Source organism: Magnetospirillum sp. ME-1, assembly GCF_002105535.1.
Taxonomy (GTDB): Bacteria; Pseudomonadota; Alphaproteobacteria; order Rhodospirillales; family Magnetospirillaceae; genus Phaeospirillum.
The window spans coordinates 3,638,371-3,655,477 of sequence record NZ_CP015848.1; the positions used below are offsets into that span (position 1 = coordinate 3,638,371).

Sequence of the window (17,107 nt, forward strand, 5' to 3'; positions counted from 1 at the left end):
CCCGCCGTCGCTCTCTGTGCTACGCTGCCGGTTGCTTTCCGCCACCGCGTCCGGATGATCATGGGCATTCACGTCAAGCTTCGCCATACCACTCGCTACAAGTATGACCGACCGGTCGTTCTGTCTCCGCAGGTGGTGCGGCTTCGCCCGGCGCCCCACAGCCGGATTCCGGTCCTGTCCTATTCCCTGGACATCGAGCCCAAGACCCATTTCATCAACTGGCAGCAGGACCCCCAGGGCAACTGGCTGGCCCGGCTGGTGTTCCCCGACAAGGTGGAGTCCTTCACCGTCGACGTGGACCTGGTGGCCGACCTGTCGGTGGTGAACCCCTTCGACTTCTTCCTGGAGCCCGAGGCGGAGCACTTTCCCTTCGCCTACGACCATGTCCTGGACCACGAGCTGAAGCCGTTCTTGCTGTGCGAGGAGGCGGGACCGCTGCTGGACGCCTATGTGGCGGCCATCGACACCTCGACGCCGGTGCAGACCACCAACTTCCTGGTGGCCCTGAACCAGCGCCTGCAGGCCGACATCAGCTACACCATCCGCATGGAGCCGGGCGTCCAGACCCCGGAGCAGACCCTGGCGCTGAAAAGCGGCTCGTGCCGCGATTCCGCCTGGCTGCTGGTGCAGATCCTGCGGCGTTTAGGGCTCGCCGCCCGTTTCGTCTCGGGCTATCTGATCCAGCTGGTTCCCGACGTCAAGCCGCTGGACGGCCCGGCGGGCGCGGCCGAGGACTTCACCGACCTGCACGCCTGGACCGAGGTCTACCTGCCGGGCGCCGGCTGGATCGGCCTGGACCCCACCTCGGGCCTCTTGACCGGCGAGGGCCACATTCCGCTGGCCGCCTCGCCCGATCCCACCAGCGCGGCGCCCATCACCGGCGCGGTGGAGATGTGCGAGGTTTCGTTCGAGCACCACATGGGCGTCACCCGCGTGCTGGAGACACCCCGCGTCACCAAGCCCTACACCGAGGAGGAGTGGCAGGCGGTCCTCGCCCTGGGCGATGCGGTGGACGAGCGGCTGGCGGCCGGCGACGTGCGCCTGACCCAGGGCGGCGAGCCCACCTTCGTCTCGGCCTTCGACATGGAGGGCGAGGAGTGGAGCACGTCGGCGGTGGGCCCCACCAAGCGCGCCCATGCCGACGTGCTGATCCGCAAGCTGCGCGACCGCTTCGCGCCGGGCGCCCTGATCACCTACGGCCAGGGCAAGTGGTATCCGGGCGAAAGCCTGCCGCGCTGGGCCTTCTCGCTGATCTGGCGCGACGACGGCGAGGCGGTGTGGCGCAATCCGAAGCTGATCGCCCTGGAATCCGAGGACAACGCCCCCACCCATGAGCAGGCCCGCGACTTTGCCCAGGCGCTGTGCCGCCATCTCAACGTCGATCCCGATTACGCCCTGCCGGCCTGGGAGGACCCCGCCTATTACCTGCTGCGGGAAAACGCCCTGCCCATCAACGTGGACCCCATCGATTCCAAGCTGGAGAACCCCGAGGAGCGCGCCCGGCTGGCCGGGGTGTTCAAGCGGGGCCTGGGCACGCCCACCGGCTATGTCCTGCCGCTGCAGCCCTGGCAGGCCAGGGATACCTTCCGCTGGATCACCGGGCCGTGGCCGACGCGGGACGGCAAGCTGCTGACCATCCCCGGCGACTCTCCCCTGGGATTCCGCCTGCCGCTGGAATCCCTGCCGTGGATTCCCGCCGATGCCTACCCCTATCACTCCGAGCGCGACCCCTTCGAGCCGCGCGGCCCCCTGGCCCCGGCCCGGCGCCAGCGGGCTCAGACCGAGCAGGTTCCGGGATCGGGCGCGGCCAAGGCCACGGTGCTGCAGCAGGTGCCGGTGGATCTGCGGCCCGTGGAGACCGCCAGGGGCCTGGTGTCCGAGAACGTGCGCACCGCCCTTTGCGTCCAGCCCCGGGACGGCCGCCTCAACGTCTTCCTGCCGCCGGTGGAAACCGCCGAGCAGTACCTCGACCTGATCGAGGCGGTGGAGATGGCCGCCGCCGAGTTCGGCACGCCGGTGCATGTGGAAGGCTATCCGCCGCCCAACGACCATCGCCTGAAGATCATCAAGGTCACCCCCGATCCCGGCGTCATCGAGGTCAACGTCCATCCGGTGGAACACTGGCGCGAACTGGTGGCCAGCACCGAGAGCCTGTACGAGGAGGCCCACCAGGCCCGCCTGGGCACCGAGAAGTTCATGGTCGACGGCCGCCATGTGGGGACGGGGGGCGGCAACCACATGGTGCTGGGCGGCGCGACGCCGGCCGACAGCCCGTTCCTGCGCCGCCCCGACCTGCTGGGCAGCCTGATCCGCTTCTGGCAGAACCACCCCAGCCTGTCGTATCTGTTCTCCGGCCTGTTCATCGGCCCCACCAGCCAGCATCCCCGCGTGGACGAGGCCCGCGACGACACCCTGTACGAGCTGGAGATCGCGCTGGGCCAGTTGCCCGGGCGCGGCACCAGCGTGGCCCCCTGGGTGGTGGACCGGGTGCTGAGAAACGTGCTGATCGACGCTTCCGGCAACACCCATCGCACCGAGATCTGTATCGACAAGCTGTATTCCCCCGACGGCCCCACCGGGCGGCTGGGGCTGGTGGAATTCCGCGCCTTCGAGATGCCCCCCCATGCCCGCATGAGTCTGGTGAGCCAATTGCTGCTGCGCGCCCTGGTCGCCCGGTTCTGGGACGAGCCCTATACCGGGAAGCTGGTGCGGTTCGGTTCGGCGTTGCGCGACCGCTACATGCTGCCCCACTGGATCGAGCAGGATCTGGACGAGGTGCTGGAATGGTTGGCGGCGGGCGGTATCCGTTTCGACAAGGCGTGGTTCGCCCCCCATCTGGAATTCCGCTTCCCCATGGTCGGCGCCATCGCCCATCGCGGCGTGAGGCTTGAGTTGCGCACCGCGCTGGAGCCCTGGCACGTCATGGGCGAGGAGCCGGGGGCGGGCGGCACCGTGCGCTACGTGGATTCCTCGGTGGAACGCCTTCAGCTCAAGGTCAGCGGTCTGGTGGGCGACCGCTACGTCCTGTCCTGCCAGGGCCGGCAGGTGCCGCTCTGCTCCACCGGCACCTCGGGGGAATGGGTGGCGGGCGTGCGCTATCGCGCCTGGTGGCCGTCCTCCTGCCTGCATCCCACCATCGGGGTGCATACGCCCCTGGTGTTCGATCTGGTCGATACCTGGACGGGCGAGGCGGTGGCGGGCTGCACCTACCACGTGGCCCATCCGGGCGGACGCAACTACGACACCTTCCCGGTCAATTCCTACGAGGCCGAGGCGCGGCGCCGCGCCCGCTTCTTCGCCTTCGGCCATTCCCACGGGCCGCTCAGGGTGGACGCTGGCGCGGTGCATCCCGACTACCCAAATACACTGGACCTGAGGCTACAATAGACGTTACCAACGCTCGACGACTGCTGTGACGTGTCATCCCGACGACCAACGGGAGGAGGGATCTCCGCCTGGAACAGGGGTGCCTGACTGGAAATATCGTTCCAGAAGGAGATCCCTCGCATTCGCTCGGGATGACATCGATAATCGGGTCACGCCATAACCGGTGTGAAGCCGTCGGGACTTGGGGGGAGGGGAAAATTCCGCGTCGTCTGCGTTCCCGCGTCGAGGGTCCGCCCTGGGCCTTCAATACCGCCTACCATCCGCTGCCGGGCGCCTTCGACGAGGTGATGGCGCCGGGCGGCGCCATCCGTCCCCATTGGAAGGGCTTCATCGAGGGCATCGACCGCCTGGGCCTGGACGAGCTGGCGCGGCGCTGGGACGTGGGCCAGCGGCTGATCCGCGACAACGGCGTCACCTATAACGTCTATGGCGATCCGGCCGGGCTGGACCGGCCGTGGCGCCTTGACCCCCTGCCGCTGATCCTGTCGGCCGAGGAATGGTCGGGTCTGGCCAAGGGCATCGAGCAGCGGGCCGATCTGCTGGATTCGGTGCTGGCCGATCTCTACGGCGATCGCTCCCTGGTGGGACGCGGCGTCATTCCGCCCTCGGCGCTGCACGCCAATCCCGCCTTTCTGCGGCCCTGTCACGGCTGGATTCCGGCCGGTGGCCACTGGCTGCACCATTACGCCGCCGATCTGGTGCGCGGTCCCGACGGCGAGTGGCGGGTGCTGTCCGACCGCACCGAAAGCCCGTCGGGCGCCGGCTACGCCCTGGAGAACCGCACCATCGTCAGCCGCGTGCTGTCGGAATTCCACCGGGCGCTCCAGGTGGAACGGCTGTGGCCGTTCTTCGAAGGCCTGCGCCGGTCGCTGCAGAACCTGTCGGTGCGCCACCGCGACGACCCGCGCATGGTGCTGCTGACGCCCGGTCCCTACAACGCCACCTATTTCGAGCACGCCTTCCTGGCCCGCCAACTGGGCATCACCCTGGTGCAGGGCGAGGATCTGACGGTGCGCGACAACACCGTCTACCTGAAGGCGCTGACCGGGCTGCAGCAGGTGGACGTCATCTTGCGGCGCACCGGGGGCACGTGGTGCGACCCGCTGGAGCTCAGAGGCGATTCCCAGTTGGGCGTCGCCGGGCTGCTGCAATCGGCCCGGCGCGGCAATGTGGCGCTGCTGAACGCCATCGGCACCGGCCTCCTGGACGGGGCCTCGCTGCTGGGCTTCATGCCGGCCCTGGCGCGGTCCTTGCGGGACGAGCATCTGATCCTGCCGTCGGTGCCCAGCTGGTGGTGCGGCGAGCCCGCCGCCCTGGATTACGTGCTGAAGAACCTGGAGCGCCTGGTGATCCGCCCGGCCTTCGGGCGGCGCGACCAGCCGGTGATCGGCGCCGCCCTGTCGGGCGCCCAGGCCGCCGAGCTGCGCGCCGCCATCGCCGCCCGGCCCTGGGATTGGGTGGGCCAGGAGGTCAAGACCACCTCGACCCTGCCGGTGTGGTCCGATGGTGGGCTTTACCCCCGCCATTGCGTGCTGCGCGTCTTCGCGGTGCGCACCGAGAAGGGCTGGCAGGCCATGCCGGGCGGTCTGGCCCGGCTGTCGTCGGAGCGCGACCTGCTGGCGTCGCGCTTGCAGACCGGCGGCGGCGGCAGCAAGGACGTGTGGATCGCCGCACCGCCCCAGCGTCTTTCGGTCTCCGCCGTCCGCCCCCAGGCCCCGGCGGTGCGCCTGACCCGCGAGAACCGTGACCTGCCGTCGCGGGTCGCCGACAACATGTTCTGGCTGGGCCGCTATCTCGAGCGCTGCGAGGCCACCACCCGGCTGCTGCGCGCCGCCCTGGTCCGCATCGAGGACAGCCTGGCCGAAGGCGATTCCGCCCAGGCTCTGGCCATGATCCGCACCATGGCCGCCCTGGGGCTGCCGGTGCCGGAAGAGGACGGGACCGAGCCGGTGGAGGCGCTGGCCGACCGGCTGGTCGCCCATCATCTGGCCAGCGATGGATTGGGACTGGCCGGCTGCGTCGAGCGGTTGCTGCGCATCGTCGTCCATCTGCGCGACCGGCTGTCCAACGACACCTGGCGCGCCGTGCATCTGCTTAAGGACGAGATCGGCCTGCTGGCGGCGGAGACCGGCGGCGGCGACGTGCTGGGCCGGCTCAACGCCATGGTGCTGACCATGCAGGCGGTGAGCGGCCTGGCCATGGAAAGCATGACCCGCGGGCCGCAATGGCTGTTCCTGGATTCGGGCCGCCGCGTCGAGCGCGCCGTCGCCATGGTCGAAATGGTCAGCGGCGCCCTGTCCGACGTGGAGGGCGAGGCAATGGTGCCCCTGGACCTGCTGCTGGAGACCTGGGACAGCGTGATGACCTACCGCTCGCGCTATCTGTCCACGCCGCGTCTGGCCGGGGTTCTCGACCTGCTGCTGTGCGACGAGGCCAATCCGCGCTCGCTGGGCTTCCAGCTCGCCACCCTGGAAGGCCACATGAACCGGCTGGCCGCCATGGGCGAGCATTCCGGCTTCTACAAGCCCGAGCAGAAGCTGATGACCGTGCTGTGCGGCACCATCCGCACCACCGACATCATGGTGGTGTCGCGCTATGACCGCGACGGCGGCTATCACGACGCGCTGCGGCTTTTGGACATGCTGCGCTCGCGGCTGTGGGAATTGTCCGAGCAGGTGTCGCGCACCTATTTCATCCATGCCCAGTGGCGGCTGCCCACCGCGCCCATGGAGGAACTGGCGTGAAGTTCAAGGTCCGCCACACCACCACCTACAAGTACACCGAGCCGGTGCAGTTGTCCCACCACGCCGCCCATCTGCGGCCGCGCGCCGTGGACGGCCAGACCGTCGATCAGGTCAAGATCGCCATCCGCCCGACGCCGGAGGTTCTGCACGAAGGCGGCCGGGATTACTTCGGCAATCCCATCACCTTCTTCACCATCCAGAGCCCCCATTCCACCCTGGTGATCGACGCCTCGTTCGTGGTGGAGACCGCCGGCCAGCCGCAATTGCCCCAGATCGCCGTTCCCGCCTGGGATTCGGTGCGGCTCAACACCTGGTCGGGGGCGCGCGGCATCGACGAGGGGGTGATGGATTTCGTCTTCGCCTCGCCCCAGGTGCCGCCCCTGCCCGAAGCCGAGCGCTTCGCCCTGCCCAGCTTCGCCCCCGGCCGGCCGCTGACCGAGGCGGTGATGGATTTGAACCGGCGCATCCACGCCGAGTTCACCTTCGATCCCCTTGCCACCACCGTGGGCACGCCGCTGGCCGCCGTGTTTCAGCACCGGCGCGGCGTCTGCCAGGATTTCGCCCATGTGGGCATCGCCTGCCTTCGCGCTATGGGCCTCGCCGCCCGCTATGTCAGCGGCTACATCCGCACCAAGCCGCCGCCGGGCAAGGAAAAGCTGGTGGGCGCCGACGCCTCCCACGCCTGGCTGTCGGTCTACCAGCCCGGCTGGGGCTGGCTGGACCTGGACCCTACCAACGACATGGCGGCCGGACAGGACCATATCGTGGTAGCCTGGGGGCGCGATTACGACGACGTCACCCCGGTGCGCGGCGTGGTGCTGGGCGGCGGCGAGCATCAGGTGCTGGTGGCCGTGGATGTGCTGGAGTTCTGATCGGCCCTCTGATACCGGGCAATCTTTGGATCGACTCATTGGCCGGTATCCAGCCGCCATTGCGGCGGCGGCCAAGCGGGCTTAAGGCCCGCGCCCGGCGAGGGGCAATACAACCGGTCAATTCATTGGCCGGTTGGTATGACGAGGAGTTTTCATGATCGCCAGGGTTCTCATGGCCGCTTTGCTGCTGCTCGCCGCCCTTCCGGCGCGGGCCGGGGACCTGGACGGCACGCTGAAGAAGGTCGGCGAGACCGGAACCCTGACGCTGGGCATCCGCGAATCCTCCTATCCGCTGTCCTATCTGGACGATAAGCAGACGCCCGTGGGCTACCACATCGACATCTGCCACCGGCTGGCCGAGGCGGTGAAGGCCCGGCTGTCGCTTCCCGCCCTTCGGGTGGAAACCCTGCCGGTGACCTCGCAGAACCGCATCCCCCTGGTGCAGAACGGCACGGTGGACCTGGAATGCGGCTCGACCACCAACAACGAGGCGCGCTCGCGCCAGGTGGCCTTCGCGCCCACCACCTTCGTCACCAAGGTGCGCATGGCGGTGAAGAAGTCGTCGGGCATCACCAGCATCGCGCAACTGGCGGGCAAGCCGGTGGCCATCACCACCGGCACCACCAGCGTGCAATTGGTCCGCGCCCACAAGAAGGGCCAGGGCGTCGCGTTCAAGGAGGTGTACGGCAAGGACCACGCCGATTCCTTCCTGCTGCTGGAAAGCGATCGCGCCGTGGCCTTCATCATGGACGACAACCTGCTGGCCGGGCTGATCGCCACCTCCAAGTCGCCCGACAGCTACGCCATCGTCGGCGAGGTGCTCAACGTCGAGCCCATCGCCATCATGCTGCGGCGCGACGATCCCCCGTTCAAGGCGCTGGTGGACGACACGGTCAAGGCCATGATGGCGTCCGGCGAGGTGGAGCGGCTTTACGCCAAGTGGTTCATGTCGCCCATTCCGCCGCGCGGCATCAACATGAACTTCCCCATGAGCGGGCAGCTGAAATCCCTGATCCGCTCGCCCGCCGACAGTCCCGCCGAGGCTTTTGCCCGCAAGGGCGCCGCCCAGGGAAGCTATCGCTGGAACTGGGGCATCTATTTCGAGCCGGTGCCGTCGGGGGACGAGACCTATCTCGCCTGGCTGGCCTGGGCCCTGGTCTGGACGCTGGCCATCTCGCTGTCCGCCTGGGCGCTGGCCCTGGTGCTGGGGGTGATCGCGGGGGCGGCGCGCACGCTTCCCGACCGCCGCGTCGCAGGCGCCGCCACCGCCTATGTGGAGCTGTTCCGCAACATCCCGCTGCTGGTGCAGATGTTCCTGTGGTTCTTCGTCATCCCGGAACTGCTGCCCGCCTCCTGGGCGCTGTGGGTCAAGCAGGAGATGCCGGCCAAGGAATTTGTCATCGCCGTGGTCTGCCTGGGCCTGTTCACCTCGTCCCGGGTGGCCGAGCAGGTGCGCGCCGGCATCGAAAGCCGCCCCAGGGGCCAGCGGCAGGCCGCCCTGGCTTTGGGCATGACCGAGGCCCAGGTGTTCCGGTACGTAACCTTGCCGGTGGCGCTCAGGGCGGTGATTCCGCCGCTCACCTCGGAATTCATGAACGTGTTCAAGAACTCGTCGGTGGCCTTTGCCATCGGCATGGCGGAACTGACCTTCGTGGCGCGCCAGATGCAGGAGGAATCCGAGCAGGGCATCGAGACCCTGGCGGCGGTGACGCTGCTGTATTTCCTCTGCGCCTTCCTGGCCAACCGGGGAATGGCCCTGGTGGAGCGGCGCACCCGCGTGCCGGGGCTGTTGGGGGTGGCGCGCTGATGTTCGCCGATCTCGACGTCTCGGTCATCGCCGACAGCCTGCCCTTCATCTGGTCGGGGCTGCTGTTCTCGCTGAAACTCACCTTTGTGGCCATGAGCGGCGGCATCGTTCTCGGCACGCTGCTGGCCCTGGCGCGGCTGTCGGGGCCGGCGTGGCTGGCGGGCGCGGCCGCCGCCTATGTCAACGTCATGCGCTCCATTCCGCTGGTCCTGGTGATCCTGTGGTTCTTCCTGGCCATTCCGCTGCTCACCGGCGCGCCCATGGGGGCCGAGACCTCGGCGCTGATCACCTTCACGGTGTTCGAGGCCGCCTTCTATGCCGAGATCATGCGGGCCGGCATCAACGCCGTGCCCAAGGGCCAGACCTGGGCGGCCCAGGCCCTGGGGCTGAACCGGTTCCAGACCATGGCCTTCGTGGTGCTGCCCCAGGCGTTCCGGGCCATGATCCCGCTGCTGCTGACCCAGACCATCGTCCTGTTCCAGGATTCGTCGCTGGTCTACGCCATCGGCGCCAAGGACCTGCTGAAGGCCGCCGAGGTGGCGGGCAAGAACTACAACCGGCCGGTGGAGATGTATCTCTTCGCCGCCGGCCTCTATTTCGTCCTCTGCTTCTCCCTGTCCCAGGTGGTGAAGCGTCTTGCCGGAGCGCGGAGATGATCGAGATCAAGGGCGTTTCCAAATGGTACGGCCACGTCCAGGTGCTGGACGATTGCACGACCAGGGTCGCCAGGGGCGAGGTGGTGGTGGTGTGCGGCCCGTCAGGGTCGGGCAAGTCGACGCTGATCAAATGCGTCAACGGCCTGGAACCCTTCGACGGCGGCTCCATCACCGTCAGCGGCACGGCGGTCGAGGCCCCCGACACCGATCTGCCCCGCCTGCGCGCCCGGGTCGGCATGGTGTTCCAGCATTTCGAGCTGTTCCCCCACATGACCGTGATGGAGAATCTGTGTCTGGCCCCGGTCAAGGTGCTGGGGCGCTCCATGGACGAGGCCCGCGCCAAGGCGCAAGGCTTGCTCGAACGGGTCGGGCTGGCCGCCCACGCCGCCAAGCACCCGGCCCAGTTGTCCGGCGGCCAGCAGCAGCGCGTCGCCATCGCCCGCGCTTTGGCCATGGACCCCGATTGCATGCTGTTCGACGAACCCACCTCGGCGCTGGACCCCGAGATGATCGGCGAGGTGCTGGACGTCATGGTGGAACTGGCGCGTGACGGCATGACCATGATGGTGGTCACCCACGAAATGGGCTTCGCCCGCAATGTGGCCGACCGGGTGGTGTTCATGGACCACGGCCGCATCGTCGAGGACGCCCCCAAGGACTCCTTCTTCGCCGCGCCGGAAGCCGAACGCGCCCGGCAATTCCTGGCCCGCATCCTGCGGCACTGAAAAAGGTAAAGGCCAGTCGGTCCCATGGACTGACTGGCCTTTATTGGTCGGAGTGAGAGGATTCGAACCTCCGGCCCCTGCCTCCCGAAGACAGTGCTCTACCAGGCTGAGCTACACTCCGGTCGCCTGCGAGGCGCTTCTTATAGCGCCAACGTCAGGGCGGCGCAAAGGGAATTTGCGCCGCCCCGAGAGGCCGGAAAACAATCAGATTTCGCGGCCGATCAGGGAGTCGGCGGAGAAGCGGCCGCCGCCCCGGATGGCGAAGGCCAGGGTGACCACGCCCCACAGCAGCGGGTATTCGAAGCCGCCGGCCGTCCAGAAGAAGCCGTTGCCCAGGTGGATTCCAAAGGCCGCCACCAGCAACAGGCCGGTGGCCAGGGCGGCGACGGCGCGGGTGGCCAGGCCGGCGGCCAGCATCAGCCCGCCGGCGAATTCGATCAATCCGGCCACCAGGGCGAGACCGGCCGGCAGGCCCAGCTTGGTGGCGAAGAACTGGCCGGTGGCCTCCAGGCCGTAGCCGCCGAACCAGCCGAACAGCTTCTGGGCGCCGTGGGGCACCAGCAGCAGGCCGGCGGCGACGCGCACCATGGGCTCGGCCAGGGGCGACAGGGCCTGGGTGAGGGGGGCGATGGCGGGAACCAGGGGCTGGGCGGCGGTGTGGGAGAAGGTGGACATGGAAGACCTCGTCAGTGATGGGCTTGTTCTGGGAGCGACTCTAGTCCCGGGATCTTTGATTCAACAATTCCCTCTTTTGTCACATAACTGTTTCGTTATGTGAAACGCAGGGGCGGGAGGCCGGTTCCGGCTGGAAAAAGCCGCCCGGATGGGCTATCGGGAAGCACGCTCACAGTTCCGGTGGATCAAACCCATGTCCAAGGCCAAGAAGACCGCTGTCACTCCCACCCGCGAGGAGAACTTCCCCGAATGGTACCAGCAGGTCATCAAGGCCTCGGACATGGCGGAAAACTCGCCGGTCCGGGGCTGCATGGTGATCAAGCCCTGGGGCTACGGGCTGTGGGAATCCATCCAGCGCGACCTTGATCGCCGCATCAAGGAAACCGGGCACGAGAACTGCTATTTCCCGCTGTTCATCCCGCTGTCCTTCCTGGAAAAGGAAGCCGCCCACGTGGAGGGCTTCGCCAAGGAGATGGCGGTGGTCACCCACCACCGGCTGGTGGCCGAGGACGGCAAGCTGGTGCCGTCGGGCAAGCTGGAGGAGCCGCTGGTGGTGCGTCCCACCTCCGAGACCATCATCGGCGACGCCTTTTCGCGCTGGATCCAGTCCTACCGCGACCTTCCCGTGCTGGTGAACCAGTGGGCCAACGTGGTCCGCTGGGAAATGCGGCCGCGTATCTTCCTGCGCACCGCCGAATTCCTCTGGCAGGAGGGCCACACCGCCCACGCCACGGCCCAAGAGGCCATGGACGAAACCCTGAAGATGCTGGAAGTCTATCGCGCCATGTCGGAGGAGGTGCTGGCCATGCCGGTGATCGTCGGCGAGAAGCCGGCGCATGAACGCTTCCCCGGCGCCGACCGCACCTATTCCATCGAAGCCATGATGCAGGACGGCAAGGCGCTGCAGGCCGGCACCTCCCATTTCCTCGGCCAGCATTTCGCCAAGGCCCAGAACATCCGCTTCCAGAACGCCCAGGGCGGCGAGGATTTCTGCTACACCACCTCGTGGGGCGTCTCCACCCGCCTGATCGGCGGCGTGATCATGAGCCATGCCGACGACAACGGCCTACGCGTTCCGCCGCGCATCGCGCCCAAGCAGATCGTCTTCGTCCCCATCACCCGCGCCGATGGCGACGAGGCGCTGATCGAGGAGTTCCTGGCCCCCATCGTCAAGGAGCTGTCGGCCCAGACCTATGCCGGCGAACGCCTCAGGGTGCATGTGGACCGCCGTCCCCTGGCTCCGCCCGAGAAGCGCTGGGAATGGGTGAAGAAGGGCGCCCCCATCATCTGCGAGGTGGGGCCGCGCGACGTGGCCGGCGGCACCATCGCCATGATCCGCCGCGACGGCGAGCTGAAGGGCCAGATCACGCCCAAGGACGAACTGGTGGGTCGCGCCGTCTCCATTCTGGAGGATATCCAGAACACCCTGTTCACCCAGGCCGCCACGGCGCTCAAGGATCGCACGGTGACGGTGAAGACCCTGGACGAGTTCCTGTCCGTCTTCGCCGACGACACCACTTTCGGTCGCAAGTTCGTGCGCGCCAAGTGGTGCGGCGATGCCGATACCTTGCCCAAGCTGGACGAATACAGCGTCACCGTGCGCAACGTGCCCTTCGACCAGGACGGCTCGCCCGGCACCTGTGTGCTGAGCGGCCGCCCGGCGACGCAAGAGGTGATCTTCGCCAAGTCCTACTGATGCCGGCCGCCATTTGAACCGATCTGTCATCCTGACGACCGCAGGGAGGAAGGATCTTTCAGCGGCAAGCTTCTGCCGCCATCGGGTGAAAGATCCCTCGGCTGCGCTCGGGATGACAGGATCAGTCGGTTCGTTCGAGGAACCGTATAATGACAGGCCCGGTCACAAGGCCGGGCCTTTTCCAGGGGAGCAAATACACTCATAAGACGTAGCAAGCGCATACACTAAATATATATTGCATGTATGCACGTGTCATCGTGGTCGTATAAGATGATCTCGTGATCCGAAGTGCAATGTCGCCTCCTTTTCCGGGCGGCCCAACGCGTGGAGGTGCCGCACATGCATGTGCGCCCGTCCGATTCCCTGTCAGATCTGCCGCCGCCGCTGCGCCCCGAACTGGGGCTGGCCCTGCAAGGCGGCGGAGCCTATGGCGCCTTCACCTGGGGGGTGCTCGACCGTCTGCTGGAGGAAAAGAGTTTCCGGCCGACGGCCATCAGCGGCGCCAGCGCCGGCGCCATCAACGCCGCCGTGATGGTTTCCGGCCTGATCACCGGCGGCCGCGCCAAGGCCAAGGCGGGGCTGGAGGCGCTGTGGCGCGGCGTGGGCGGCATGGCGCTGTTCCGCATGCTGGGCACGCCGGGGGTGAGTCTGCAACTGGACCTGATGACCCGTCTGCTGTCGCCCTATCAGTTCAATCCGCTCAACATCAATCCGCTGCGCGATCTGCTCGGCCGCCTGATCGATTTCGACGCCCTGGCCTGCAGGGGGCGGCGCGTCGCCCTGTTCTTTTCCGCCACCAACGTGCGCACGGGGGCGCCGCGCATCTTCCGCGAGAGCGAATTGTCGGTGGACGTGCTGATGGCCTCGTCCTGCCTGCCCTATCTGCATCATGCGGTGGAGATCGACGGCGAGAGCTATTGGGATGGCGGCTTTTCCGCCAATCCGCCCATCCTGCCCATGGTCCTCGACAGCCGGTGCAGCACGCTGCTGCTGGTCAAGCTGATGCCCGAGACCGAGGATGGCGTGCCGACCCAGGCCCAGCTCATCTTCGCCCGCATGCGCCGCCTGATGTTCAACGCCGCGCTGGAGCGTGACCTGGAGGCCCTGGACAACATCCAGACCCGCCTGCGCCGCACCAACATGCGGCTGCCGAAGGATCTGGTGCGGCTGCAGGCCCTTGACGTGCGCAGCATCGCCATGCCGGCCGACCTGCTCGGTCAGGAGGGGGGGAGGGGCGGCTCCGCCATGATCGAGCAGATGCGTGCCGCCGGCCGGGACGCGGCCGAGGTCATGCTGAAAGCGTAGATCAGCGGCCCGGCCGCAATCCCAGGCCGGCGTAGTAATCGGCCAGGGCCTTGCGGGTGGCGGCCAGGTTGAAGCCGTCAGCCACCTTTTGGCCTTCCGCCCGCATGGACTCGATCCAGGGCTCGTGGTTCTCGATGCCCTTGACCAGTGTGTGCAAGGCGTCGGCCACCGCCTCGTGCTCGTCGGCGCCGAACCAGAAGCCATTCTCGGGCCGGGCGTAATCCAGCCCGCCATAGCCGTGATAGCCGGCGATCAGGCAGCCCGAGGCCATGGCCTCGATGGGAATCAGCCCCAGCCCCTCGAAATGGCTGAGCGACAGCAGAATGTCCGACGCCCCCAGGGTCTCGGCCAACTGCTCCTCGGTGAAGTTCTCGATCACCACGAAGGGAACGTGGCGGGTGTCGGGATACTTGGCCTTGAACATGAAGCCGATCATCGAGGCATGGCGCGGCATCTTGCGCGGGATGGCGGCGATCTGCAGGGTCTTGGCGCGCGGCCGGAACAGGTCGCGGTCGATGTCGTAGGGGATCAGCGGCACGTCTTGCAGGCCCAGCACGCTTTCGAGCATCCGCTTGATGGGGCGGCACGAGCAGAAAACGTCCCTAAAGCCCAATTGGGCATAGGTGCTCTTGGGGATCAGGTCGTTGAAGACGTAGTACTGGTTCTGGCAGAACAGCAGCTTGACGCACGGGCGTCTGGTATGGAGCAGCGGCCCGAATTCGGGGAAGGCGATCACTTCGGGAAACACCAGAACGTCGTCGGGACGAAGCGTCTCCTCGGAAAAGCCATCGACCAGCCGGGCCCGCGAGCGGAACCAGAACGGATGGCCCCGGGGCTGCCATACCCAGGCGTCGTAGCCCATCTCCACCAGCAGTTCCACATGTCGGTAGGCCGTCTTCACCCCTCCGGTGATGACGTCGCTGGGAAAGGGGCAAAGATAGATGATGCGGCCCACGGTTCTATTCGACCGTAAAGTACTTGTGCAGCTTGGCCACCTTCATCAGGGTTTCCACCTGGCCGGTGGCGCCCTTCAGCACCACCTCGCGGTGCTGCTGGGCGGCGGCGTCGCGCACGATCAGCAGCATGCCCAGCGCCGAGGAATCCATGAAATCCACCCGCGACAGGTCGAACCGCACCTTGGCGCTTCCCGCGCTGTTGATATGGCCCAGGATGTCGCGGAACGCCTTGTGATCCTTGTGGGTCATCCGGCCGCTGACCTTGACGGTCAGACCACCATCGCGGGAATCGAAATCATGCTCCATAATGCCCCCGTCACGTCGAAGCCCCTGCGGGCATTCCCATACCTTAGATTTGCCTTAAATTTGCGCCGGAGCAAGAAACAATGACCATCGTTGCCGTCATGGAGGGCATCTCCCCGCTTACGGAGGCGCAGATCCGGCAGTTGGGCTGGCCGCTGGTCGATGCTCCGGGCCAGGGGGGAACTCCGGGCGAGGGCAGCCGTGGCGGCGAGCGGGCGGTGATGGTGCGCGAGACGTTTACGCCCGAAGCCATCGGCCAATGCCTGGCCGCGCCCTGGGTCGGGGGGATCGAGTCCTCGGGGTCCGGCGCCTATCCGGCGGGACCGTGTTTCCGCCGCCATCTGGCCGAGGGCGGGCTGGGCCTGTCGCTGCGCAGCGACACCGCCTATGGCGCCGATATCGCCATTCCCTTCGCCGCCGCCCTGGCGGCCAGATTGCTGGCGCCCGGCACCGACAGCTTCGACCTGGGCTTCATCGTCCAGGAGATGGTGTCCAACGCGCTGCTGCACGGCAACCTGATGGTGGGGGGTATTGATATGGAGGGGGGCGGCGGGCTCGACGGCTTCGGCGAGCGTATCGACGCGGCCCTGGCCGATCCCGAGCGGGCCGCCCGCCGGGTGCAGGTTTCCGCCTCGGTGGTCGGCGACCGTCTGGAGCTGGCGGTGGAGGATGACGGGCCGGGCTTCGACCATCCCGACCATCATGCCAATCCCCGGCGGCCCCACGGGCTGGCCCTGCTGGAAGGCATGGTCTCGGACCTGCGCACCGAGGAAGGGGGGCGGCGGACCATCGCCACCCTGATCATTCCCACCCGCCAGTTGCGCCCCGAGCCGCTGGGCCTCGAGGACGTGCGGGTCCTGGTGGTGGACGACAACCTGATGAACCGGGTGCTGATGGAGACCCTGCTGATGCGCATGGGGGTCGGGGGGGTGGAATCCGCTGAATCCGGGGAAAAGGGCCTGGCCGCCATCGAGCGCGAGAAGCCCGACCTCGTTCTGCTCGACGTCATGATGCCCGGCATGGACGGCTTCGAGATGTGCCGCCGCCTGCGCCGCCTGTACCCCCTGACCGAACTGCCGGTGATCTTCGTCACCGCGCTCGACGGTCCCGCCGACCGCAACACCTGCTTCTCGGTGGGCGGCAGCGACATGGTGGCCAAGCCCATCGACGCCAACGAGGTGGCTGCCCGGGTGGGTGTCCATCTGCGCCTGGGCCAGGCCATGGATCGCCTGACCGCCTATCAGGAACGGGTGCACGAGGAACTGCGCGCGGCGCGCGGCGCCCAGGCCGCCCTGATGCCCACCTCGGCGGAATTGTCGGCCATCCGCATCCGTCTGGGGCTGGTGGTGGACGGACGCATCGAAAGCTCGTCCGAACTGGGGGGCGATTTCTGGACGGTGCTGCCCGCCGGCCCCAACCAGCTGTTCCTGCTGGTGGCGGATTTCACCGGGCACGGACCGGTGGCGGCGTTCAACGTCTTTCGCCTGCATCTGCTGCTGTCGCGTCTGCCGCGCCGTATGCCGTCACCCTCGGCGCTGCTGGAATACCTCAACCTGGAACTGAAGGCGGTGTTGCGCCCCGGCCAGTTCGCCGCCGCCTTTGCCGCCCTGATCGATACGGAAACCGGCACCATGACCTATGCCGGCGCGGCCTCGCCGCCGCCGGCTCTGGTGGTGGGCGGCGAGGTCCGCTTCCTTGAGCCCGACGGGCCGCCGCTGGGAGCCTTCGCCGACGCCGAATACGAGGAAAGCCGGGTCGATCTGCCCCGTGGCGCGGCACTGCTGGCCTATTCCGACGCCCTGGTGGAAAGCCTGGGAAGCGATGGCGGGCTGGCCTGCGATCAGGAATCCCTGCGCGCCTGGCTTCTCGGCGCCCAGGACGGCCATTCGCTGGCCGACGAGGTGCTGGCCCGCTTCCGGGAAAAGGTGCCGGGCGAGCCGCCGGACGACCTGACCCTGGTCAGCATCCGGCGGCCGTGAGC

Annotated in this window: 12 protein-coding genes and 1 tRNA gene; 9 read left to right on the forward strand and 4 right to left on the reverse strand. The window is 67.5% G+C overall.

Annotated features, from left to right (window positions below):
* Nucleotides 1-60 precede the first annotated feature (60 nt).
* The 6 genes from WV31_RS17115 (at nt 61) to WV31_RS17140 (ending at nt 10,191) form a co-directional block, all read left to right on the forward strand.
* A complete protein-coding gene (locus WV31_RS17115; protein WP_085374705.1) occupies nt 61-3,387 on the forward strand; it encodes a transglutaminase family protein in 3,327 nt (1,108 codons plus the stop codon).
* Between the two features lie 131 nt (nt 3,388-3,518).
* The gene (locus WV31_RS17120) at nt 3,519-6,131 is read left to right on the forward strand and encodes a circularly permuted type 2 ATP-grasp protein (RefSeq protein ID WP_237051345.1); all 2,613 of its coding nucleotides are present in this window, start codon (nt 3,519-3,521) and stop codon (nt 6,129-6,131) included.
* Nucleotides 6,128-7,003 (forward strand): transglutaminase family protein, encoded by an 876-nt coding sequence (locus WV31_RS17125; protein ID WP_085374706.1) that lies wholly within the window; start codon nt 6,128-6,130, stop codon nt 7,001-7,003. The genes WV31_RS17120 and WV31_RS17125 overlap by 4 nt, the downstream gene beginning before the upstream one ends.
* A gap of 154 nt (nt 7,004-7,157) precedes the next feature.
* A complete protein-coding gene (locus tag WV31_RS22310; protein WP_206072554.1) occupies nt 7,158-8,810 on the forward strand; it encodes an ABC transporter permease subunit in 1,653 nt (550 codons plus the stop codon).
* The gene (locus WV31_RS17135; protein ID WP_085374707.1) at nt 8,810-9,466 is read left to right on the forward strand and encodes an amino acid ABC transporter permease; all 657 of its coding nucleotides are present in this window, start codon (nt 8,810-8,812) and stop codon (nt 9,464-9,466) included. The genes WV31_RS22310 and WV31_RS17135 overlap by 1 nt, the downstream gene beginning before the upstream one ends.
* The gene (locus WV31_RS17140) at nt 9,463-10,191 is read left to right on the forward strand and encodes an amino acid ABC transporter ATP-binding protein (RefSeq protein ID WP_085374708.1); all 729 of its coding nucleotides are present in this window, start codon (nt 9,463-9,465) and stop codon (nt 10,189-10,191) included. The genes WV31_RS17135 and WV31_RS17140 overlap by 4 nt, the downstream gene beginning before the upstream one ends.
* A 44-nt stretch (nt 10,192-10,235) precedes the next feature.
* On the opposite strand, the gene WV31_RS17145 is transcribed toward WV31_RS17140, so the two are convergent.
* Together WV31_RS17145 and WV31_RS17150 are read right to left on the reverse strand one after the other, a co-directional pair.
* Nucleotides 10,236-10,312, reverse strand: a tRNA-Pro gene (locus WV31_RS17145).
* Between the two features lie 83 nt (nt 10,313-10,395).
* The gene (locus WV31_RS17150) at nt 10,396-10,866 is read right to left on the reverse strand and encodes a DoxX family protein (protein ID WP_085374709.1); all 471 of its coding nucleotides are present in this window, start codon (nt 10,864-10,866) and stop codon (nt 10,396-10,398) included.
* Nucleotides 10,867-11,059: 193 nt separating this feature from the next.
* On the opposite strand from WV31_RS17150, the gene proS reads away from it, so the two are divergent.
* Nucleotides 11,060-12,562: a proline--tRNA ligase gene (proS, locus tag WV31_RS17155; RefSeq protein WP_085374710.1), complete on the forward strand. Its 1,503-nt coding sequence runs from the start codon at nt 11,060-11,062 to the stop codon at nt 12,560-12,562.
* Nucleotides 12,563-12,901: 339 nt separating this feature from the next.
* Nucleotides 12,902-13,867, forward strand: a complete 966-nt coding sequence (locus WV31_RS17160; RefSeq protein ID WP_085374711.1) for a patatin-like phospholipase family protein — start codon at nt 12,902-12,904, stop codon at nt 13,865-13,867.
* A 1-nt stretch (nt 13,868) separates the two neighbouring features.
* Here the strand turns inward: WV31_RS17160 and WV31_RS17165 are convergent, their stop codons facing one another.
* Nucleotides 13,869-14,822: a glycosyltransferase gene (locus WV31_RS17165; RefSeq protein WP_085374712.1), complete on the reverse strand. Its 954-nt coding sequence runs from the start codon at nt 14,820-14,822 to the stop codon at nt 13,869-13,871.
* Nucleotides 14,823-14,826: 4 nt separating this feature from the next.
* Entirely contained in the window at nt 14,827-15,129 is a 303-nt protein-coding gene (locus WV31_RS17170; protein ID WP_085374713.1) for an STAS domain-containing protein, read from the reverse strand.
* A gap of 80 nt (nt 15,130-15,209) precedes the next feature.
* On the opposite strand from WV31_RS17170, the gene WV31_RS17175 reads away from it, so the two are divergent.
* Entirely contained in the window at nt 15,210-17,105 is a 1,896-nt protein-coding gene (locus WV31_RS17175) for a SpoIIE family protein phosphatase (RefSeq protein WP_085374714.1), read from the forward strand.
* Nucleotides 17,106-17,107: the final 2 nt, after the last annotated feature.